Origin of the sequence: Anaerotignum sp. (assembly GCF_031981185.1) — a bacterium.
Lineage (GTDB): Bacteria > Bacillota > Clostridia > Lachnospirales > Anaerotignaceae > Chakrabartyella.
In genome coordinates, this window is record NZ_DALYUL010000003.1 from 68,287 (window position 1) to 90,818 (window position 22,532).

19 protein-coding genes, 1 tRNA gene, 1 pseudogene and 1 other annotated feature are annotated in these 22,532 nt (G+C 39.8%); of the genes and pseudogenes, 4 read left to right on the forward strand and 17 right to left on the reverse strand.

Translation table 11 applies throughout. From position 1 onward, the window contains the following. The first annotated feature begins 74 nt into the window (after window positions 1-74). Window positions 75-318, forward strand: a binding site (T-box leader). 49 nt (window positions 319-367) lie between these two features. Continuing rightward, a complete protein-coding gene (gene asnB, locus RTK36_RS02305; protein ID WP_312043923.1) occupies window positions 368-1,942 on the forward strand; it encodes an asparagine synthase B in 1,575 nt (524 codons plus the stop codon). A 193-nt stretch (window positions 1,943-2,135) separates the two neighbouring features. Here asnB and RTK36_RS02310 read toward each other — a convergent pair whose 3' ends face one another. The 13 genes and pseudogenes from RTK36_RS02310 to RTK36_RS02370 all read right to left on the reverse strand — a co-directional run bounded on the left by RTK36_RS02310 (window position 2,136) and on the right by RTK36_RS02370 (window position 16,379). Then, window positions 2,136-3,212, reverse strand: coding sequence for a flavodoxin family protein (locus tag RTK36_RS02310; RefSeq protein WP_312043925.1), 1,077 nt, complete (start codon window positions 3,210-3,212; stop codon window positions 2,136-2,138). Further along, window positions 3,209-4,090 carry a hypothetical protein gene (locus RTK36_RS02315; RefSeq protein ID WP_331654925.1) on the reverse strand — a complete coding sequence of 294 codons (882 nt, stop codon included), beginning with the start codon at window positions 4,088-4,090 and terminating at the stop codon, window positions 3,209-3,211. The genes RTK36_RS02310 and RTK36_RS02315 overlap by 4 nt, the downstream gene beginning before the upstream one ends. Before the next feature lie 16 nt (window positions 4,091-4,106). Then, the gene (locus tag RTK36_RS02320; RefSeq protein ID WP_312043927.1) at window positions 4,107-8,957 is read right to left on the reverse strand and encodes a nicotinate-nicotinamide nucleotide adenylyltransferase; all 4,851 of its coding nucleotides are present in this window, start codon (window positions 8,955-8,957) and stop codon (window positions 4,107-4,109) included. Window positions 8,958-9,439: 482 nt separating this feature from the next. Beyond that, complete coding sequence (locus tag RTK36_RS02325) at window positions 9,440-10,858, reverse strand: S1C family serine protease (RefSeq protein ID WP_312043929.1); 1,419 nt, start codon at window positions 10,856-10,858, stop codon at window positions 9,440-9,442. A 173-nt stretch (window positions 10,859-11,031) separates the two neighbouring features. Continuing rightward, window positions 11,032-12,036: a tryptophan--tRNA ligase gene (gene trpS, locus RTK36_RS02330; protein WP_312043931.1), complete on the reverse strand. Its 1,005-nt coding sequence runs from the start codon at window positions 12,034-12,036 to the stop codon at window positions 11,032-11,034. A gap of 85 nt (window positions 12,037-12,121) precedes the next feature. Further along, entirely contained in the window at window positions 12,122-12,343 is a 222-nt protein-coding gene (locus RTK36_RS02335) for a PspC domain-containing protein (protein ID WP_312043933.1), read from the reverse strand. Next, on the reverse strand, window positions 12,340-13,044 hold the full coding sequence (radC, locus tag RTK36_RS02340) for a RadC family protein (RefSeq protein WP_312043935.1): 705 nt from the start codon (window positions 13,042-13,044) through the stop codon (window positions 12,340-12,342). The genes RTK36_RS02335 and radC overlap by 4 nt, the downstream gene beginning before the upstream one ends. A gap of 3 nt (window positions 13,045-13,047) precedes the next feature. Further along, window positions 13,048-13,194: a hypothetical protein gene (locus tag RTK36_RS02345; protein WP_312043937.1), complete on the reverse strand. Its 147-nt coding sequence runs from the start codon at window positions 13,192-13,194 to the stop codon at window positions 13,048-13,050. After that, window positions 13,195-13,476, reverse strand: a pseudogene (locus RTK36_RS16535) (DUF402 domain-containing protein); the annotation flags it as partial. It lies immediately after the preceding gene. Between the two features lie 76 nt (window positions 13,477-13,552). Then, window positions 13,553-13,843: a putative quinol monooxygenase gene (locus RTK36_RS02355; protein ID WP_312043939.1), complete on the reverse strand. Its 291-nt coding sequence runs from the start codon at window positions 13,841-13,843 to the stop codon at window positions 13,553-13,555. Window positions 13,844-14,036: 193 nt separating this feature from the next. Continuing rightward, window positions 14,037-14,432: a (deoxy)nucleoside triphosphate pyrophosphohydrolase gene (locus RTK36_RS02360; RefSeq protein WP_312043941.1), complete on the reverse strand. Its 396-nt coding sequence runs from the start codon at window positions 14,430-14,432 to the stop codon at window positions 14,037-14,039. 11 nt (window positions 14,433-14,443) lie between these two features. Next, the gene (locus tag RTK36_RS02365; RefSeq protein ID WP_312043943.1) at window positions 14,444-14,749 is read right to left on the reverse strand and encodes a hypothetical protein; all 306 of its coding nucleotides are present in this window, start codon (window positions 14,747-14,749) and stop codon (window positions 14,444-14,446) included. Between the two features lie 394 nt (window positions 14,750-15,143). Further along, entirely contained in the window at window positions 15,144-16,379 is a 1,236-nt protein-coding gene (locus RTK36_RS02370) for a DNA polymerase Y family protein (RefSeq protein WP_312043945.1), read from the reverse strand. Between the two features lie 278 nt (window positions 16,380-16,657). Between RTK36_RS02370 and RTK36_RS02375 the strand changes: the two genes are divergently transcribed. From RTK36_RS02375 to RTK36_RS02385, 3 genes are all read left to right on the forward strand, one after another. Continuing rightward, the gene (locus RTK36_RS02375) at window positions 16,658-17,479 is read left to right on the forward strand and encodes a metallophosphoesterase (RefSeq protein WP_312043947.1); all 822 of its coding nucleotides are present in this window, start codon (window positions 16,658-16,660) and stop codon (window positions 17,477-17,479) included. Window positions 17,480-17,639: 160 nt separating this feature from the next. Beyond that, window positions 17,640-18,161 (forward strand): peptidylprolyl isomerase, encoded by a 522-nt coding sequence (locus RTK36_RS02380; RefSeq protein WP_312043949.1) that lies wholly within the window; start codon window positions 17,640-17,642, stop codon window positions 18,159-18,161. Between the two features lie 74 nt (window positions 18,162-18,235). Beyond that, window positions 18,236-18,319, forward strand: a tRNA-Leu gene (locus RTK36_RS02385). A gap of 286 nt (window positions 18,320-18,605) precedes the next feature. Here RTK36_RS02385 and galT read toward each other — a convergent pair. The 4 genes from galT to coaE all read right to left on the reverse strand — a co-directional run bounded on the left by galT (window position 18,606) and on the right by coaE (window position 22,522). After that, the gene (gene galT / locus RTK36_RS02390; protein WP_312043952.1) at window positions 18,606-19,559 is read right to left on the reverse strand and encodes a galactose-1-phosphate uridylyltransferase; all 954 of its coding nucleotides are present in this window, start codon (window positions 19,557-19,559) and stop codon (window positions 18,606-18,608) included. 10 nt (window positions 19,560-19,569) lie between these two features. After that, window positions 19,570-21,171 (reverse strand): ABC transporter substrate-binding protein, encoded by a 1,602-nt coding sequence (locus tag RTK36_RS02395; protein ID WP_312043954.1) that lies wholly within the window; start codon window positions 21,169-21,171, stop codon window positions 19,570-19,572. Between the two features lie 16 nt (window positions 21,172-21,187). Next, a complete protein-coding gene (locus RTK36_RS02400) occupies window positions 21,188-21,742 on the reverse strand; it encodes a lytic transglycosylase domain-containing protein (RefSeq protein WP_312043956.1) in 555 nt (184 codons plus the stop codon). A gap of 186 nt (window positions 21,743-21,928) precedes the next feature. Continuing rightward, a complete protein-coding gene (gene coaE, locus RTK36_RS02405; protein ID WP_312043958.1) occupies window positions 21,929-22,522 on the reverse strand; it encodes a dephospho-CoA kinase in 594 nt (197 codons plus the stop codon). Window positions 22,523-22,532 lie beyond the last annotated feature (10 nt).

Sequence of the window (22,532 nt, forward strand, 5' to 3'; positions counted from 1 at the left end):
AAATATCGTTATCTATTTCCAAAAAATTAACTATTGACAGCGAAATCTATGCAGTGTAAAATACACACAAATCGAAAACGGCGATGAGGAAGACAAGTAATATAAAAAAACCGCTTCAGTGAGCAAAGGATAGTGGAAACTTTGCGTAGGCTTTTATATGAATAACACTTCTTAGCCTCAATCTGAACCTCTTTTTAGAGCAGTAGGTGAGACGGTTTGTCCCCCGTTATGGGACACGGGTTTCATTGAACCCAGAAAGAGACTGTTTTTACACAGTAATTTAGGTGGCACCGCGGATGGCAGCTATTCGTCCTAATTTTAATTATTAGGATAGTTAGCTGCATACTACATTCGGAGGTGTTTTTTTATGTGTTCAATTATGGGTTTAGAAAAAATGCAAGATTTACAGAAAGTAATGGAGTGCTTTGAACGTACCGTTTCAAGAGGTCCGGATATGTCTCGCACATTAGAAGTTGGCCAGGGAATGCTTTGCTTTCACCGCCTTGCCATCATGGGATTATCAGAAAGTGGCATGCAACCCTTTACCTATGAAGGGGATGCTGTGGTTTGCAATGGAGAACTATATGGTTTTCGCACTATAAAAGAAAAGCTGGCTGAAAAATATACCTTTGTCAGCGAATCCGACTGCGAAATTATTCTGCCCATGTATAGAGAATATGGTTTAGACATGTTTCAAATGCTGGATGCAGAATTCGCATTGATTCTTTATGATGGTAAAAAGGATTCTTTGATTGCCGCAAGAGACCCCATTGGCATTCGTCCATTGTTTTATGGCTATTGCCAAGATGGTTCCATTGTATTTGCCAGCGAAGCAAAAAATTTGGTGGGACTTTGTGCAGAAATTACGCCCTTTCCTCCTGCCCACTACTATGCTGATGGTAAATTTGTTCGCTATTGTGACTTAACAGCAGTTGAATCATATTCCACTGACGACTTAGAGGAGACCTGCACAAAAATCCGAGAATTACTGGTAAAAGGTATTGAAAAAAGATTGGATGCCGATGCCCCTTTAGGCTTTTTGCTAAGTGGCGGCTTAGACAGCAGCTTGGTTTGCTCCGTTGCAACTAAGGTTCTAAAGAAACCCATTCGCACGTTTGCCATTGGTATGGCTAAAGATGCCATTGATCTGCGTTATGCAAAAGAAGTTGCAGAATATCTGCATTCTCAGCATACTGAAGTGATCATCTCTAGAGAGGATGTTTTGGAAGCCTTGGATTATGTTATTTATACCCTTGGTACCTACGATATTACCACCATCCGCGCAAGCATGGGGATGTATCTGATTTGTAAAGCAATCCACGAAAAAACAGATGTAAGAGTTTTATTGACCGGAGAAATCTCCGATGAAATTTTCGGTTATAAATATACTGATTTTGCCCCCTCTCCTGAAGCATTTCAAGCTGAAGCGAAAAAACGCTTGGAAGAACTGTATATGTATGATGTACTGCGGGCGGATCGTTGTATTTCCGTGAACTCCTTAGAAGCAAGAGTTCCTTTTGGAGATTTAGACTTTGTACGCTATGTTATGTCCATTGATCCTGCTATGAAGCAAAACTCCTATGGCATCGGAAAGTATCTTTTACGCCATGCCTTTGAAGGAGATTGGCTGCCCCATGCTATTCTTTATCGCGAAAAGGCAGCTTTCAGCGATGCAGTTGGCCACTCCATGGTAGATGATTTAAAAGAATATGCTGAAAGCATCTGCTCCGACGAAGAATTTAACGATAGAGGCAAGAAATATGATTTTGCAACACCATTTACAAAAGAAAGCTTGATGTACCGAGAAATTTTTGAAAAATATTATCCTGGTCAAGCTAAAATGGTGAAGGATTTCTGGATGCCCAACAAGGAATGGGAAGGCTGTAACGTGAACGATCCTTCTGCACGTGTCCTTTCCAACTACGGCGCCAGCGGTAAATAAAAATAATTAGGCACTTCCCTCTTTCTTATCTAAAAGGGAAGTGCCTAAAATACTTTTACAATTACCTATAACCAATTACCTTTAAAAGGAAGAAACACATACATTTCCTTGGAAATAACTCGAAGAATAAGGTATTCTTTGCTTGCCGGTAAAAATCCGGTAACAGCATAAGTGAAACCTAAATAAACGTAGGTTATATGTTGTTCTCCTTCTCCACCAGCACCTCCATCATCCCTTGGGCAAAGGTTGCAGCTCGTTCCGTTATTCCCTCTACTTTTAAAATACTTGCAGGATCATTTGCCGTTTCTACCATAGAAAAACGTGGAGGCAAGCGGAAAGTTTTGTTCATGCTCAACGCACTAATTAGCTGCTCTGCAACAAGATCACCGCCGCTGTAGCCGGATACCACAATGGAGAACAGATACTTTTGGTAAAACTGATTGGTGCGAAACAGCGCAGTCAATCGGTTAATAAATGCTGTAATATTTGCGCTTAATGCATCGTTATAGTTAGGTGCTAGAATCACCATCGCATTACAAGCAAGAATTGCAGGATAAACCTCCTTGGTTATCACGCCACCATAATAACAGCTTGATTTTTCACTAAAGTGCATGCACATGCGATAGGGACAGCCGCTACAATCCTGAATGGTTCCGTTTCTTAGGGATATCTCCGTAATATCACAATATTGCAACTGTTCCTTTACTATATCCCAAAGGAGCGCCGTGTTGGAAGTGCTATAGTTGCTGGCATGAAGCACTAATATATTACCTCTTTTTTTTGGCAATTGCTGATATGACATCACCCGTTTTACCATTTCTTTTGCAGAAACATGATATGCAGTTAGGTTACCTGTATCCAATCTCATAGCTTGAATATTATAGTTTAACAAATCCTTCGTTCCCTCAACCATGGCTCTCCCGGGGAAGGAACAGCCTGCTTTGTTTGCCGTAAACATAAGTCCTCTGGCTACAGATTTTGTATAAAGTTCACTTTCACCATCTATGATAATACCCCCTACGCTTCCCTCAAAAAAGTTTGGGTCGGTACGCATTTTTTTCAAAAAACGAAAATATTCCAAATTAATACCAGAAATGCCCAATGGGATTGCAAAAATAATGCGACAGTTCTGTAATGGATGAAGGGCATCCACTGTTTCAATCATTTCCACATCATAAGGCTGCAAAACCTCCTCCAGCAATGCAGTAAGGCGCTTTGTGCGAAGGACATCCTGGCATCGAGGATAAATCAAGGTTAGGTTTTCTTTCATTCAATCCCCTCCAGTCCTTGGAAAGCCTTCTCCAAACGGACAAAGAGCGATTGTGGCAATGGCAGGCTTTCCAATTCCAATCCCCAAGGAGTAGTGCGGTTTCTGCAACCCATATAAACACCGCCCAAAAAATTAGAGCTGTAGTGCCACTCCCCACGCAGTGTTAAAATGAGAGAAATCGCTGCTGAGGAAATGGCAGGTGCCACATAAGGCTTAAATCCTAAATCTCTGGTACGCAAATTTGCATCAATGGCAAGTCTGGTTAATTCCTTGGAAAGGGCATCATCATAAGCGTCTATGCTGTTGGCAATAACCAAATCCTGTCCATGGGGGCCATAGGCTCTGCCCTCCTTTAAAAAGGAAGAAAACCGTTCATCTTTTTTTGCATAGTATGCGGCACGAGCATTCATAACACCCAAACCGTAGCCTTGAATTTGCTCGGGACGCAATCCTTTTCCATCAAAAACCCCATTTTCATCGGTATTACTTGCCATAAATGCCGCCTTGCATAAAGGATCCACAGGATCAGAAACCACGGCAAACAATCCTTGAAACTGACTTGCTCTGGCTTTTTTTGCAAAAAGGGATACAATACCTTTGTTTGCTTCAAACTGCACCATACGTACGTCCTTTACCTCAGACCCTACAGGAGGAATGCCTTTTGATGCGCAAAAAACGAACATGTCGCAATCAAAAAGCTCTTTTTCGTTTAAAATAACTACCTCAGGTAGTTTATCATACTCCCAAGGAAAGGCCGCTTGATTCAACTCGCATTCCCATCTTTTGCATACATGGGTCAATCTCCAAAAACCCTTACTTCTCTCTCGGGGAAATGATACCGGAATCATGACACCCTGTTGAAATTCACATCTCTTCATTTTGTTACCCCCTTTTTTACTTCACCAAATGCTTTAGGCGAACCAACTGCTCAATATCGTTTTCTAAATAAACAGATGCGGGCAAATGATAATCGTAACGGATACTTCTGCCGTTGTCAGGGCATCTGGGAGAAATAACAACCTCACTTAATCTGTCCAGTGTAAGGCTTCGCTCAAATGCTCTTTGATATTCCATCTCCAAAGTCCGAAGAATATCTCTAGAATTTTGTAAGCAGGTCATGGATAAATCATAAATGGCCTCCTTGGATGCATCCTGTATGAAACCAGGCATTACATAAGGCAAAATTAAGTTTACCGAATCAATCATATTGCTACTTCTGCCTCTTAGCTGCTCCACACCATCTCCGCCAATGAAAGGATACATAGTGGTTTCCACAAACCACGCCTTCAGGCAAGGAACAAAATAAGCGCTTTCTACCTGTCTTCCCTGAATCTCCATTAAATCTCTTCCTCGTCCTGAAAGTACACCGACGACTATACGGTCAATGTCCACTGCTTCCTCCTGAAATAGAGGGTTCAGCTCGCGAATGCGATAGCCCTTATGCAAAAGATCATCCACCAGAATCACCGGGCGCTGGAAGGACCTAATCATGCGAACTTGGCAATCCAAGGGTAAATATTGAGGAAATTCCTTAATTTTAAAAGACTTTATTTCTCTGTCGAATTCTTTTTCTGTATGCAAAACCTTTGTTACCGTATTGGGAATAACAATCCCCTTTAATATTTTGCCAAAGGGAACACACATATTGGGGCCAAGACTGCGTATTGCTGTTGGTTCTTTTGGTACTCCATTGGCTTTCGTAATCAGTTCTATCAAACGATTATGCATCATCCCCGCATCAAAAGAAATAACCAATTCCCCCGGGTTCAGCTTTGTCAATGCTCGCTGAAAACGGTGATGGGTTTCTTGAATTGTTTTCAAAACCCGTTCATTGCTGTTAAAGGGCTCTTTGATTGCCGTTTGTAAATTATGATACAGGGTAATGGGGCTTTTCATATCTACAACATAAATGTCTCTGGTTGTATTATTGATGAGCTTTAAAAAGCCTTGCCGCTCCAACACATCTTGGATGGTTTCACTAATAAATCCGGACCTAAGGCTGAAAACACCATAGGTATAATCCTCTTTTAAGGCTTTCGCTATGGATTCCGTAAATAATATTTGCTCTAAGTCATCAATTTTGGAATTTTCTCTGATATAGCAAGCCTCAAACATGATGATTTTTCCTGAGGTATTCTCACGAATATAGCTCGCAGTTTCAATATTTTCAAATTCGCTGTAAAGCTCCGTCGTTGCAATGTGGCGGTAAACCATGATGCCATCGGGTTTTCCTCTACCGAACTTGTCAAAAACAACAGTCATGCCGCTTCCCTCTCTATGGAGAGCCTCTAACAAATGACTTACCATCTCCGAGGGAATGGTACTGCCAAAAATAACGCCTTCCGCCTCCTCTACGTCAGAAAAATGGGAAACCTCCACCGCCTTTGTTTCTAAAAGCTGTTTATATTGGGGTTCTCTAAGATACAAACTATTCTCATAAATATAGTTCTGGGCTACGGTATCAATGAGATTTGTGATGTCACGATTATGGTCAATATTCTCTCGAATCCTTGTGGAGCTGACATCCTCAAAATGGGTGGGTAATTTTAGTTCTAAAACTTCATTTTGAATAGACTCATAGGTGTTTTTCTTCTGTTGCACAGTGTCATCACCTGTTTCCCGTAAGAAAAGAATATGCGGGAAGGTCTGAATGGAGTCCTCCACCGGCTGAATTTTATAGGAAGAAGCATTTTGCACAACATCACTGCCCGCCACCATATAAACCTCTTTACCTGGGAACAGCTCTCTTAATCGCTTCAAATCTTCAGGGTTTGAAATATTTACAGGCACATTTTCGGGGAACAGATAAATATTTTCCTCGTTCGCCACAGACATATGAATAATCTGCCGTCTAACCATATGGGGCTGGGTCTTTTTCGACCAAGAAAATTCATCAATTGCCAAGTAGACAATAAAACCTAAATCACGAATCTCTTTTGCAATTTCTTTATGCCCCAAAGAAAAAGGGTCAAAGCTTCCAGGAAAGAAAGCTACTTTATTAGGCTCTTTAAAGGAAAAGCTACCTTTTGTAAACAAATAATCGCTGATAAAACGATAAATCGCATTCCAGCTAGCAGTGTCATTAAAAAATCCTAGCTCCGAATCCTCCGCTTTGTCCGTCATCGTAACCAACTTTTTGCTGACGAACGCAAAAATATTTTTCTTTTCCCGAAGGGTTAAACCATTGCTTCCAAATAATTCATGCCCAACAACCCAGAAGGCTTCTCTGTTTACATTGGTCTGATAGGTGGCAAAGCCTCTTAGAATCATACCCATGATTTTCTTTTTTCTTTCTTCATAAATTGCAATATATTCAGGAAACCTAGCACTGTATTTTTCATAATGACGCACCATGACCCCAAGGGTATCCAAGGCAACACTGGCAATTCGATCGTTGGTACTACATTGCAGGCGGCAAATCTCTAATAAAAATTCGTTTAACTCCTTGGGATGCAAATACATAACATACTCCCCAAGATATTGGGGGATATATTTGGAAAATTCAAATTCGCCGATTTCAAGCCCTTTGATTAACTCAATGGCAACCTCATTTCGCTGATCCCAAGAAAGGAGCGGCGCAAGCTTGACCAATGTTTCCCCAGCAAAGTGGCGTACCGTTACCTGCTCACTTATCTTTAATAAGTTAGAAAGATGGGTAGCAACATGAAGCTTGGGCATTGCCAAACCCAAATGGATGCGTTCATACAAAAGCTCAATATTAATAATTTTAATTTTCCAAGGCGTTGCGGATTTTAAGTTTTCTAAAAAGATATCCGAAACCACCCTGTCGTCCTCAAATATACGTCGGAAGGATACACCACGAATAACATCTTTGATTCCGTATGCTTCCCCAATCATATAAAGTAAAAATTCCAAGCTTACATTGCCCTTGATGGTCACTCTCTCCACAATTCTAATGACACTTTCCACCAGCTTATAATTTTTCAAATAATCTGCCGCCATATCCTTTAGATTCAATAGAATTGCGGCCCGAATTTCCAAGGACTCTTGGTTTGCAAAATGTTCCATAAAGGAGAGCAGTATCTCCTGTTCCTGTTCCTTTAATAATCCTTGAGGAATAGAGGGCAGTGTGTCTATCAGAATAAAAGCTGTATCCACGCCCCAATCTTTGCTTTTGAAATATTCCAAGAAGGAGGCAATATATCTGCCTCTTGCATCCGCCTTACAATTTTCCAACAAAGAAGTCACCACACGCTTTAGGCCATATCCAAGCCATCGACGATGCCTATCTATCATTTTATGATCAGGGTTAATAATCATATAGAGGTATTTTTCCCACATATCAAAGCTGGTTACCTCATCCAAAACTATGTTTACATCAGGGGGCAGTTCCTTCGTATAGGCAATGTCATAATGAGCAATCATATTTCCCAATAAATCCCCTGCCTGACGGCGGATGTCTCCCTCTCGGTGCACCATCAATTCATAAAGAAAACTGATGGACATTTGCTTCTGTTTTTGGTTCATGTAGGTAAAATACTCGGAGAAAATGTTCAGATACGCTCTGGAGTTTTTCCAGTCTCTGGCACTCCTTGCGGTCTCCAAAATTGTACCAAAGGATGCCTCACGGCTTAATCTATGCATCAAACGGATATTATGATCCACCGCAATATTCTTAAACACATCTACTGTTTCATTGGTATCCAATAATGCAAATTCCTTGTGGAAAACTTCGCTTAGGGTATCTTTGGTTAAATCCGTGTTTACCCCAATGGAATGCATATACTGCTCAAAGTCCTCCAAACGGGAATACACGTGACGATAGCGATTTTCCTTTGCCTTATCCACATTATCCAACTTATCCAAAATCACACGGAAGGAATCTTCTAAGGAATACATCCCCATGATTTCCTTTCCGTTCTCAAAACCCTTACTTTTCACTCGAAAATCCGCATAAATCAATATCAAAGATTCCACCGGAAGATTTTCCAACTCTAAATCCCAAGTAGAATGATTTGCCGCAATATGCCCAATATCAGAAAGGTCATTATTGTTAAACCAAATATCTGTATAGTAATAGTGCAAATACGGAATGCGCTTGACTTCATTGTCCTTACAGCCATATTTTCCAAGGTCATGCCCTGCCGCCGCTCCTGAAATCAGCCCTAAATCCACAGGGACATCTGCCTTCGCCAACTGTCGCCCGATATGCATGGCAATGTAATGTACTCCTGCAACATGAGCGAGAGCATCAAAGGGAGTAACTTCTCGGCCAATGCGCATGATTTCGTATATATACTGCTTATCAAAGCAATCAAGGAATCTATCATATTGTGCTTCATAAGGGCTGTTTTCCATCTCTACTAATGTGGCAAAAGCAAAATCTTTATGCAAATCAAAAGCTACATTTTCTCTCTCGTAATTTAGAAAAAAGCGCAATACCTCTAGATAAAACACCACACATTGTCGTTCATTAGTGTTTAGAATGATATCGTTACGATGTGGATAAATACCTTTAATTAAATAACGAAATATATACGTCAGCCACCCTTCTTCCGGCACCTCCTTTGCCAAAGAAGAAAGGATTTTTTCACAGTAAAAAAGAACCCCTTGGCAAGATATTTCTTCACTGTCAATAATATCTTCAATTGCCTCTAGCCAACGCTCTTTTTCCAGAAACGCTATGACTGTTTTCTTTTTTAAATTAATCCTTCTCAAAAAATCTTTATTCGTAAGGACAGCAAAAAGCCCCCGATAAATGGCAATCCCTCGTTTTTTCTTCATGCACAGCCTCCCTTTTTCTTCTTTTTTCAATTTTAACACCACCTTTTCCCTGTTTCAATAGGGTTTGATGCTTTGTTGGAGTCAAGTTACACAATTTACATAATTTTCTCCATAAATAAGAATAACATCCCCGTTTTAGGCAATGTTTATTGATAAACCTGTTCTTGAGTAAACGTAAAATTTTGTCCCTTTCGTAGTACTGGAATAATGATATTTATCAAATTACTATTGTTTATTTGCAGATAAATAAATTTTTCATGATTTCAAGAAACTTTAAAGATTACAATTTCGTTAATTGCAAACAAGAAAAAGGAGATGCATTATCTTAAATTGACAACGTATCTCCTTACCTATTGAAAATTTATTCTATCTTTAATAGCAATATGAAGAAAAGCCGTAGGACTAAGAAAATCCTACGGCAAACTTCAAAATATCTCTATTATCAGGGGGCATTGTTAACACCCCTTCATGCTTCATTCCTCTTAACTATTTTTATCAGCAATGGTCATCTTCAAATCGTGACCAGTCTTACCGTCTCTTACTACATGAACATCTACCGTATCCCCCACCTTTGTTTCGCCAACAATTTTCACCAGGGAATCCATATCCATAACGGTATTTCCATTAAAGCTGGTAATAATATCACCTACCACAATACCAGCCTTTTCCGCAGGGCCACCCTCTGCTACTTCCATAATCAAAGCACCTACTGGCAGTTTATATAAATCTGCGTTTTCGGAAGTAATGCTAGTACCTTTGATTCCGATATAAGGTCTAGGCTGTGTTCCATTCTCCAGCAAGTCTTCCACAATGGGTTTAATCACGTTGCTTGGAATTGCATAGCCCATTCCTTCTGCCATGGAAGAATTGTATTTTGCAGTATTGATACCCACTACTTCACCTGCGCTGTTTACCAAGGGGCCACCGCTATTACCGCCGTTAATTGCCGCACTTGTTTGTAAAACATTCAGCTGATTTCCTTCGACGTTTATAGTTTGCTGTGTCATACTAATCATACCATCTGTTGCAGAAAGACCCATGCCCATTGCATTACCAATGGCAATTACGCTATCCCCAACCTGTAAGTGGTCTGAATCACCAAAGCTTGCAACACTTACGTTTTTAACACCTGCACTCTTTAATGCATCCCATGATACAGTAATGACTGCCAGGTCAGATTCACTCTTCGTTCCTACAACCTTTGCAGGGACGCTTGCGTCACCTTCTAAAGTAACAAAAATAGAGTTTGCGCCGTTAACTACATGGTTATTTGTTGCAATAGCTATCTTATCGTCATCAGAGTAAAAAATTACGCCGCTGCCCATTCCATTCGCCTCGTAAGGTACACTAAAGGAACCAAAATATTCGGCAGCACCTGAAACCTTCGTGGAGATGCTGACAACTGAGGGTTTTACACCTTTAATAATATCCACTGCCGATATTCCCGTAGTAGAAGAAACCTTTTGTGCGATAACTGGTGTATTACTAACAACAGGCTCATCGGCAAAATAATATTTTACCGCACCATAACCAGCCCCCATGCTTGCACCGCCAGCCACACTTACAATCAAACAAGCTGCAATAAACTTCGCCCAATTTTTTCTTTTTCTTGGGGTTTTCTTCACCTGTTCCTCATAACGGTACTCCCGAAGGGAAGGGCCTTCTCCATTTGGAGCCTTACCACAGGAACATTCGTCAGTATCTACATCCTCATCTTCAACCTTTTCTTCCTCAAAAAGGCCATCTTCAACTACAGAACTATCTATTATTTCCTGATGGGTCGTCATTTCAGACTCGTCTGTCATTTCCGGTTCCTTGGACATTTCCGGTTCATTCATTTTAGTATCATCTGTTTCATTATTTTTTTTAGTATTTAGAATCATATCTTCAGGGTCAAACATATCATATTCCTCCGTTCATTTATTTTATGATATGAGTATAGCGCATCCTTTTGAACAAAATATGAACATGAATTAAATAATCGGTTAATATTACCGACTTTGGCAAGTTATTTTTTCAGTAAATAAACTATTTCTTACTAAAAACAGTCCTCTAAACGGCTATTTTTTAATGATCAGCGTATTTTTGGAGGAAAGCCGACCTTTTTCTGTACTTTTGACAAAGTTTTCTCGGCAATTCTTCCAGCTTTTTCTGCGCCATTTTTAATTACGCTATCCAAATAATCCTTATTCGCTTCTAATTCTTTTACACGCTGTTGAATGGGCTCCAGTTTGGCTACAACCGCTTCGCCCACAGCCATCTTAAAGTTACCATATCCAGTATTGGCAAACTCTCTTTCTGCCTCCGCAGGAGATACCCCTGTGACAGCGCAGTAAATTCCTATAAGGTTGGAAATGCCAGGTTTATCCTCTCCAAACCGCACTTGATTGTCAGAGTCAGTCATGGCACGTTTGAATTTATTTATAATCACTGCAGGCTCATCCATCAAAGCAATGGTATTGTTTTTGTTTTCATCCGATTTTGACATTTTTTTAGTAGGTTCCTGCAACGCCATAATTTTTGCCCCAACCTTACCAATATACGCCTCTGGAATTTTAAAGGTATCACTATAAACACCGTTAAAACGTGCTGCGATGTCTCTTGTGATTTCCAAATGCTGACGCTGATCCTCACCGACAGGTACCAAATCTGTCTGATACAACAAAATATCTGCCGCCATCAACACAGGATAAGTATATAATCCGGCGTTGATATTGTCTGAATGTTTGGCAGATTTATCTTTAAACTGGGTCATTCTGTTCAGTTCACCCATATAAGTATAGCAGTTCAAAATCCAACCCAATTCCGCATGCTGAGGTACATGAGACTGATAATAAATAATGTTTTTTTCAGGATCTAAGCCAACCGCAAGGTATTGTGTTAATAAATCTCTCGCCTGCTTACGCAGCTTTGCGGGGTCTTGACGCACGGTAATTGCATGCATGTCTACAATACAGTACAAACAATCATAGTCATCCTGAAGCTTTGTCCAGTTATTCAGTGCGCCTAAATAATTACCCAATGTAATTAAACCTGAGGGCTGCATTCCACTGAAAATCCTTTTTTTATCCTCTGCCATGTTTTGTTCTCCTCTCATATCACAATGAAAAAGATGGCCTGCGGAAGCTTCCCAGTGCCACCCTTAATCTCATTTCTTTCATTCATTACTTTTCTTTGAACTCACCATCAATATAGCCTGTGTCTACGGGAACGACACATACACAAATCACATACGCCAACACGCCCAAAAAAACACCTGTAAATAAACTTACCAAAATCCAAAGCAAGCGAATCATCGTAGGGTCAACATCAAAATACTCCCCAATGCCCCCACATACACCTGAAATTTTCACATTTGTACTAGAACGAAATAATCTTTTTGTCATAATTGTCCCTCCATTATTTCTTTATTTAATAATTTATTCTCCAAAAAACTAAATGCCATACTATCTGCAATAATAATATGGTCAATTAACTGAACTTCTATTGCAAACAAGAGCTTGGCTAGCTTTGCAGTTGTCTCAATATCATCGAAGGTAGGCTTACAATTCCCCCCTGGATGATTGTGAGTAAAAATTACCGCCGATGCCTGTAATTTTAATGCTGCCTCCATGACAACTCTGGGGTGTATTGCCGCTGAATTTACAGTACCCTCGGCAATTTGAACTGTATTAATCACTCTCCGCTTATTGTCCAAGCATACGGCATAAAAAAACTCTCTGTTTTTAAATGCCATCAAGGATTTACAATATTCAATAGCAAGACCCAAGGAATTCAACGTGGGTCTATCACGCCATCGAGCTTGTATGCACCGCTTGCTGATTTCTTTTTGCAGAGAAATTAATATTGCAGTGTTTATTCCCACACCACAAAGACGTGAAATATCCATAGGCTCGGCTTCCATCAAAGTGGGTAAAGAACCGAATTCCTTTACCATTTTATGAGCAAGGGGATTGGTGTCTCCTCTGGGTACAGCATAATAAAGGAGCATTTCCAAAAGCTCGTGGTCATGAAAACCTTCGCCACCCTCTTGTAATAATCGCTGTCTCATTCGTTCCCGATGCCCACTGTGGATACCCGCTGCCATAAGCTACTCCTCAATTTCCAATAACTGACTTAACTTGGTAAAGCCATTGGTGTATATAATTTGTAAAAGGGAATCCAACCGTCTTAAAGCATCCTTGACAATTTTTTCAGAAATAATACCGCTTTCCAAACAATCCGCAAGCTCTGCCAAATCTACCACCTTTACAAATCCATTTTCATAAATAATTACATCCGCTAATAAATCGCTAAAAATATAAGAATTTTCTTCTTTATTATATTCAGTGTCAATAATATCACAATAATAATAGACCAGTTCATTTTTATGGTTGAAAAATTTACTTATTTTAAAACCCTTTTTAATATAATAACAAGATAAACCATGGTCAAAGTCTTCCTTTGGCCGAAAAACATACCACTTTGTAATAATAACATCATCATCATGATGAAGAATGATATCATCTTTTAGAAAAATTGTTTCATTTGGAACAAACCGCTTTCGCTAGAGCTTTATTTCATTCAATTTCTCACCCATCCTCACCTAAGAAAGCTCATTCAAATGATACAATTTCGCAGCGGCTCAATTGGGAATCTTCCCGCAAAGGCTGCAGTTGAGGTACATAGGTCTTAAAATAATCTGAACCTGTGTGGGCATCCAACGCAGCTTGGTCAACATATTTTTCAACAAAATAAAATACTCCTGCTTCGTTAACGTCCCGAACCAAATCATAAAAAATACATCCAGTTTCTTTTCTTGTTTCTTCCACCAGTTTTTTTCCAAGCTGTAAAAAAGCAGCCTGATTTTTCTCCGCCACAACGCTTTTTGCAATTAAAACAATCATGTTCTCAGTCCTTTGTATTTATAATAATTTTATTATAAGAAATTATACCATAAAATACAAGAACAGAGCTTAAATTGTAGCAAATTATTAAATAATATTTCTTTAAGTTTATTTAATAAAGATGATTGTCTAAAGCAATATACATGTTGAGGGAATCAATTGGTCAAACACCTATATTTGATCTGCAGATTTCTCAGCTTTCCTGCAATCCAAATTCCATCAAACGGGATAATATCACTTCATCTGCAGGACAAAAGGTATATTCTGGAATCTCCTCTACCGTAATCCATCGAAAATCCATGTGCTCAAGTAATTGAGGTTCCCCTTGAATAATTTCCCCTCGAAGCAATGTCAACTTTATGGTGATATCGGGATATGCATGGGTTACTTCCATATATATTTTTCCTACCTTTATTTCAATACCCAATTCTTCAAAACACTCCCGTATTAACGCCTCCGCCTGGTTTTCTCCAGCTTCTCGCTTGCCTCCCACAAATTCCCAAAGAAGCCCTCTTTTTTTATGGGCGGGACGTTGACAAATAAGGAACCGGTTTTCTCTGCACAGCAGTGCTGCAACAACCTCTGTCATTTGCTCACCTCTTAAACAAAATAATCGCATTCACAAAGCAATGCGAAGCACTGATTCACCTCATCATCCTCAAACAGCGTTCCAAACTCACCTCTCACAATCAAAGCCTCCATAGATAAATCTAACCGTTTGTTTTTCTTGAGGATTTCAAAATTATCAGAACAGCCATTTCTGCTCAAAGTTCTACGAGCAACGGAAACACCGCCATACTGCTGAATATCCTTTATAAGTTTTATAGAATTGTAGCCATCCATACCTTGTGCCTGCTCTGCCTTTTTTACCCATTCATCTGAGAATTTTTTTTCTGTGTCTGTCATGTTTGTTCCTCCTTATTTCATCGTCCATATATATCCCACATTTTAACTTGTTTTATCTGCCAGTATTAATAAATATAGAAGCATATCCTATTAAAAGCTTCTTTCAATGGGAATCAAAAAGACTTCGCCAGTCTTGGATTAATATATCTCCCTCCTCTTTCTCCGCCTATTGGTATCTTCATAATTCAAATGAAAACCTCTTCATAGGATTTTCAGGAATCAGTTCAGAACACCAAAAGAAACAGAGAAAAGGTCAATGCCTTTCGTGTTTGAAAGAGACTAAAGCCTGACCTACTTATTACACACACTTCATTTGACACTGCACAATACTTCATATGAAATATGAAAAACTCTAAAATATAGTAATTTAATAACATCCTATTTAAGTTTTAGATCATTTTTTTAGATGATTTATCTTTAAGCTTCCCCCTCCATAGGCAGGCTCAATCCCGCCAATAAAAGTAGACCTAACTACTGTTTCTCGTCCATACTTCCCACGAAGAATATCCATGGCGGCATCCGCCTGCTTCTGCCTGCTCCAGTCCTCGTCCAAAATAGAAAGCTGAATGCACTCGTCACTGCATAAATGCCCCGCACGAATCCCTAGATGTCGGATGGGCTCTTTCTTCCATGCTTCATCAAAAACTTTCTTCGCCGTTTCATAGACAGCGTTGGTACAATCAATGGCATTCAACAATTTTGTTTGATGGGAGTACACCTGAAAATCAGTGGTTTTAATCACTACACCAATCTCTCTAGCACAAAACTTTCCTTCTCGCAAACGCATGGAAACCGTCTCCGATAAAGAGAGGAGTATTTTGTATGCCTCTTCACGTTCCTCCACATCATAAGGAATGGTGGTGCTGTTTCCAACACTTTTTACCTCTTGCACTGTTTCAACATGGGCTACCGAGGTATCATCTATCCCATTGGCATAAGCATTCAACATTCTTCCATAGCTATTGAACTCCTTTTCCAAAAGAGCAACAGGATATTTTGCTAATTCCCCAATGGTGCGGATGCCCATTTTTTTCAGGCGAGGTGCAGTCTTTCTACCCACCATAAACATTTCTTCCACAGGCAAAGGCCATAGCTTTTTGGCCAATTCCTCCGGGTAGAGGGTAATTATTTTATCGGGCTTTTCCAATTCACCCGCCATTTTTGCCAAAAGCTTATTTACACTAATCCCAATATTTACAGTAAAACCAAGTTCCTTTTTAATTTGTTCTTTTATTTTTGCAGCACCCTCCAAGGGAGTACCAAAAAGATGTTCCATACCCGTATAGTCGAGAAAACCTTCATCAATACTAAAGGGTTCTACACGGTCAGAGTATTGAGAAAGGATGCGAAACATTTCTTCCGAATTTCTGGTATATAAAGAAAAATCAGGAGGAACGCAAATCAATTGGGGACATTTTTGCAAAGCAAAACCCTTTGGTTCCCCTGTTGAAATGCCATATTTTTTGGCAGGATTGCTTTTTGCCAGAATAATACCTCTGCGACTTTCGCTATCACCTGCAACAGCCGAGGGAACGGTACGTAAATCTAACATACCGCCTTCTTTCAGCATCTTTACCGCACTCCAACTTAAAAATGCACTATTTACGTCAATATGAAAAATTGTCCTCATACCATCCCTCCTTGTTGTAAATAATAAGCGAATCTCAGAGCAACACCCACAGAAAGAAAAAGCAGAAATGCACAGTTAAATTTATATTGTTTATTCCGTTTACCAAGTATATCACGAATAAAACAAGTCATCAATTAGATAAAATCGAACTTAATCACCTAAGTAAGCAAAGGAAAAATGAACCTCTTGTCACATAAGTACTTCCGAAAGACACCCTCTTGTTTTCCAACAAAAACCTCTTTATAATAAAAAGAAATGAATAGATGGCGGTGAATTAATTGAAATTTTTTAAAAACAAAGGTACTTGCTCGTTGCTCTGTCTGGTAGGTTTTTTATATTGGCAAAACAATGGGCTTACACTGACACAGACAACATATTCAAAAAAAGTCCCCAAGGGATTTGATGGTTATAAAATTTTACAGGTTTCAGATTTACAAAATAAGCGTTTCGGACAAAATCAAGAGAGAATACTTGAAAAAATCAGAAATGCAGCGCCGGATATTATCGTTATCACAGGTGATTTAATTGACAGAAATCGCACCAATTTGGATTCAGCTATGGTTTTCGTTGAGGGTGCAGTGAATATTGCTCCAATTTACTATGTCAGTGGCAATCATGAGCACCAATCAGGCTATTTTGAGGAGCTTTCTGAGCAATTGACGGAAGCAGGTGTGACTGTTTTGGATAACGGAAAATCCGTTCTCCAGAAAAACGGAGATACCATTGCCCTCATTGGACTTGCCGACAAACGTGTCAACCCTTATTACCAAGCCGTGCTATCCACCCTGACAAAAGGGCGGGAGGAAGATACATTTCAAATTCTTCTTTCTCACCGACCCGAATTATTTGAAACCTATGTAGAGAGTGGTGTAAATCTGGTTTTTACAGGGCATGCCCACGGGGGACAAATTAGACTGCCTTTTCTTGGAGGGATTTTTGCTCCTAATCAAGGCTTTTTTCCCACTTATACTTCTGGCCTATATGAGAAAAAGGATACTGGGATGATAGTCAGCCGGGGTTTAGGCAACAGCACCTTTCCTTTTCGCATTTTTAACCGCCCTGAGCTGGTAATGGTCACTTTAAGTTGTGAAAATATTTAAGGAATATTTGCGTCCTCAAAGGCATTATGCTATAATGAGCCAAGCTATCCCCTTACCAAACCTTGGCAATCTTTTTGCTTTTTACAGTATGCTCTGGTTTGCAATGGGTAAATTAAAAAAATCAATTATTTTAAATGCAAAATCTGAAAGGAAGATACTCATGGCAAAAAATCCTGTAGTAACATTTGAAATGCAAAACGGAGGCGTAATCAAGGCAGAGCTGTATCCCGAAATCGCCCCCAATACTGTAAACAATTTCATTTCCTTGGTGAATAAAGGCTATTACAATGGCTTGGTTTTCCACCGTGTTATTAATGGTTTCATGATTCAAGGAGGATGTCCCGATGGCACAGGCATGGGTGGCCCCGGATATCAGATTCGTGGCGAGTTTTCCATGAATGGCGTAAAAAACGACCTTACTCATGATAAAGGTGTGCTTTCTATGGCTCGTGCAATGAATCCCAACAGTGCAGGCTCACAGTTCTTTATTATGCATGAAAAATCCCCCCATTTGGATGGACAGTATGCCTCTTTCGGCAAGGTAATCGAAGGACAGAGTGTGGTGGATACCATGGCAACTGTTCGTACCAGCCGTGGTGACCGCCCCATTGAAGATCAGGTTATGGTAAAAGTAAGCGTTGATACCTTTGGTGAAACCTATCCAGAACCAGAAAAAATGTAAATTTTACAAAAAAATTTAAAAAACTGCTTGCATTATATATCTTTTTATGATAATATAAGCAAGCAGTTTTACTTGCGGATGTGGCGGAACTGGCAGACGCACCAGACTCAAAATCTGGCGGTAGTGATATCGTGTGGGTTCGAGTCCCACCATCCGCACTAATAAAAAGTCATGTTTGAGTTTATTCTCAAACATGACTTTTTATTTTGTCACAAATGTGTGGCTGTATATCATTTTCCTTGCCGGTGCTTTTAGATAGACTACTGAGATTTGAAAGCAGTGAAGGCTATATTATTGATTCTTATTGCAGCAATTCTCCTATCTCGCTATAGGTTGATTGCCTATACCATGAAAGATTCAGCAATGCTGTGTTCTCAAAATACCAGCAATAAAGACCACATACAAGGTGCATGTGGTCTTTATTGCTAAATTACCATATTAAAGTCAATTTTTATTACGATAATATTCCGCTGCCTGCTCCGGTAAAATAGAATTGATATAGCTCCCAGTTGCATATTCAAAACCGGCAAAACCACCAATCCTTGGTAAGATTTCCATGTGCCAGTGAAAATCCCCTCCCACTTCACCATCAATCATGCAAATATTATACCCCACATCCTTACGTAGCGATGCAACTTTAGGCAAAAGCCCTTTCATGATAACGGACAAAGCCTCCAATTCCTCTTCCGTTACATGGGAAAAGCTGGCGATATGCCTTTTGGGACAAATCCAAAGCTCGTAAGGAAAGCGGGATGCATACGGTGCAATCACCATAAAGCTTTGATTCTCCATCACAACCCGATTTTGTTGTTCTTTTTCATAAACAAGCATTTTACAGAAAAGACAATCTCCATCCTGCATATGCCCTTGCATTATAACCTCTCTTTGGGGCAAAACCGGCATCCCAACAATCTGCCAATGGGAATGACGAATGCTCATTCCTGCTGAAGGGCCACAATTTTTAAAAATTTGAATGTACTTTACTTTTTTTGATAAGATCATTTCGTTATATCGATGTTGCAGAACAACGAAAACCTTCCCCAGATGTTCTAGAGAAAATTGATCAATAGTCTCCTCATGAATTGGGGTATCAACCAAAACCTCATGAGTCCCTTGTCCTGAAAGCTGCTGATAAAAAGAATTTTCACAAATAGCCATTTCTTCCTCACACACCGCAGGAAACATATTTGGAAAAACCCGAATAGTCCAGCACTCATCTGTGCCATCCTGATAGAAAGGGGTTGTGGTTTTATCTTCATTTCCACCACAAAAGGGACAATTCTCATTACTGTTATTTTTCACTTCGATTTTATGCAAAAACTCATAGGGGCGGTTTTTCCGATTCTCTGCGTAATGAGTCCACTCTCCTGTAAACGGATTTTTTCTTAATTCAGACATTTTCCTCCCCCTATTCTTTCTCACCCTCGAAAGTCCACTGGTTCACTGAATGAAAAATATTATCCTCCGTTGGTATAATCACACCCCCAACACGGTTAGACACAAACATTGCCTTACTGCGATAAGCAATACTAATATACGGAAGCTCCTCTGCGATTCGTTTTTGAAGGCTGCTATATGCCAACAAAGTGGCACCTTCTCCCACAGCCTGATTGGCAGCCAATAGCAAATTGTCCATCTGCTCATCTTGATAACCAATATAATTTAAACTTCCATTACTGCCGAAAAAGTCATATAAATTTGTCACAGGGGACATCTGCCAGCCTCCCACGATTAGGTCATAATCCCCGCCTGTAAATTTCTCCTGATATTGGTCAAAAGGCAATATCTCTAAAGTTACATCAAAACCCAAAAGGGTAAGTTCATCCCTAAGTTTTGTTGCAGTCTGCCGTCTTGCACTATTTTCCTGATTTGTTAGTATTGAAACATGAAGGGGCTCTGGTTCATTTTCTTTTTCCAACTTGCCATCCCCATTTTTGTCAGACCATCCTGCATTCTTCAGTAACGTTGCTGCCATATTTGTATCATAATCAAAGGGTGCAACGTTTTCTTCAAACAACCATGAGCTTGGACTTACAGGGGTGTAAGCAACTTTTGCGTACTGCAGGTAAACATTTTCACAGATTGCTTTTTTGGGTAATGCATACGCTACTACTTGTCGCATATTTCGGTCTTGAAATAAAGTCCGATGAAAATTAAATCCAATAAAATCATATTGCTCAGAGGTAAATTGGTGTACCCCTGTTACACCTTCATCGGCATAACGACCTGTTTCGATGGCATCAGTCACCAGAATATCCGTCATTCCCTGATCAAAAGCATATACATCCGTTTCAGCGCCACCAGTGGTGCGAACAGAGATCGTCTCTATCTTTGGCTTGCCCTCAACATACGAGGGGTTCGCCGTCAATATCATTTCTGATGCCATAGAATAAGATTTCATAGAATAGGGTCCGCTACCCATAGGAGACATATTTGCGCCACTTTTCGGATCTGTCTGCCCTTGATAATACGCCGCAGAAATCACTGGAAAACTTAGGGCATCCACGTTTTTACTAAATGGTTCTTTAAAACGAATATCAATGGAGTACTGCCCTGTTTTAGAATAGCTTGAAACATAATCCAATACCTTTTTGTAAACAGAATCTTCTGCAGCACCCCGAATGGTTTCAATAGAAAATGCCACATCATCCGCCGTCACAGAAGAGCCATTTTGCCACGTAATATTATTACGTAGCTCTAAGGAAAGGGTTAAGCCATCTTTCGAAAAACTCCAACTTTTTGCAATGGAGGGAGAAGGTTTTCCCGTTTCATCAAAGGTAATTAAGGGCTGATAAATAAGCTTGAGTACCGTATCTACCGTAGCCTCTCTGTTTCGTAAAGGATTCAATGTTTCCGGAACCCGCATGGATAGCGTTAAAACACGGCTCTCCCCTTGGGTTTTTGCCACGTTTCCGGAAACATTAAAATTATTTTTTTCTCCGCTTCCACTTGTACATCCTGTAAAAAGCAGGATACAAGCAAAAAACAGAGGAATTAATTTCTTTTTCATATGTGCCTCCCAAAAGCTATAAACGATAACAAATTTTATAAAGCTTTTGCATCAACTCAACTTTTTTAACATAACTATTTGTTTCTGCAAAAGGGATTTCTTTCAGATGATCTCCATCATCGCTATATTTTTCATCATCAAGCCACTGGCTAACTTTCCCATGGCCTGCATTATAAGCCGCCAAAACAGTTGGCTCTACCTCGTCAAATTTATCCTCAAGCCATTGCAGATACCAAGTTCCCACTGCTATGCTGGTTTCCGGGTCTTTTAAGTCAATGGTTTCCACATCTAAATAGTCTATTCGGCTGGCGGCCCACCAACCTGTTTCAGTCGTGACCTGCATCAATCCCTTTGCGCCCGCTCTGGAGTGGGCATCAGGGTCAAAGCGACTTTCACAAAAAATAACCGCAAAAATTAAAGACTCCTCTACATCATACATTTTTGCATACTTCTCAACCTGCTCACGATATTTTAAGGGCAGCACTTGGGGTAACACAACAAAATATGCAAATATCCCTACCCCTAAGAACAAGAAAACCCAAACTAGTATTTTCTTAATTAAACGAAACATCTCTTCACCTACGAATCTTAAGATTTAAATTTATCTCTTTTAATATTACTATGCTATCTATCATGTAATATTAGTTGAAGGCAAAAGCAATGTCATAGAAGAATTTTGCAATTAGCTTTAAATATTCCTTCCGTGACATTTCTGAATACTCTCAAAAAATACCAATACCTTCATTTCTAAAGTGGACTAAACATATTTTTTCATCAAGATTGATATCTGCTCTTGGACTTTTTCCAAAGTGTCACTGTTATCAATCACCTCTTGGGCATAACTTTCATATTCTTCCCATGATTTTTGATTTGCAATACGAGCCTTAGCTGTTTCATATGTAATGCCATCCCGCTGCATGACACGGCGGGCGCGGGCTTCCTCATGGGCATAAACAACCCAAATTGCATCACAAATAGCATCCAGTCCTGCCTCAATTAGCAGTGGTGCATCTATAATAATCAGCTCTGCCTGATTCTTTTTTCTCGTATCCTGAGTCTGCTCTGCAATCTCCTGGACAATATATTTATGGGTACAACTATTTAAAAATTTCAGCTTCTCTTTATCCCGAAATACAATTTCCCCAAGCTTACGACGAAAAATTTCGCCATTATCCTGTAAAATTTGCTCTCCAAAATAGGCAACCAACTCATCATAAGCAGGTTTCCCTTTTTTTATAATCTCATGGGCAATCAAATCAGCATCAATAATGGCGGCACCTGCCTCCCGAAGGCATTGGCTAACCACGCTTTTTCCGCTGCCTGTTCCACCTGTTAATCCAATCACTTTCATGTCGAATCCC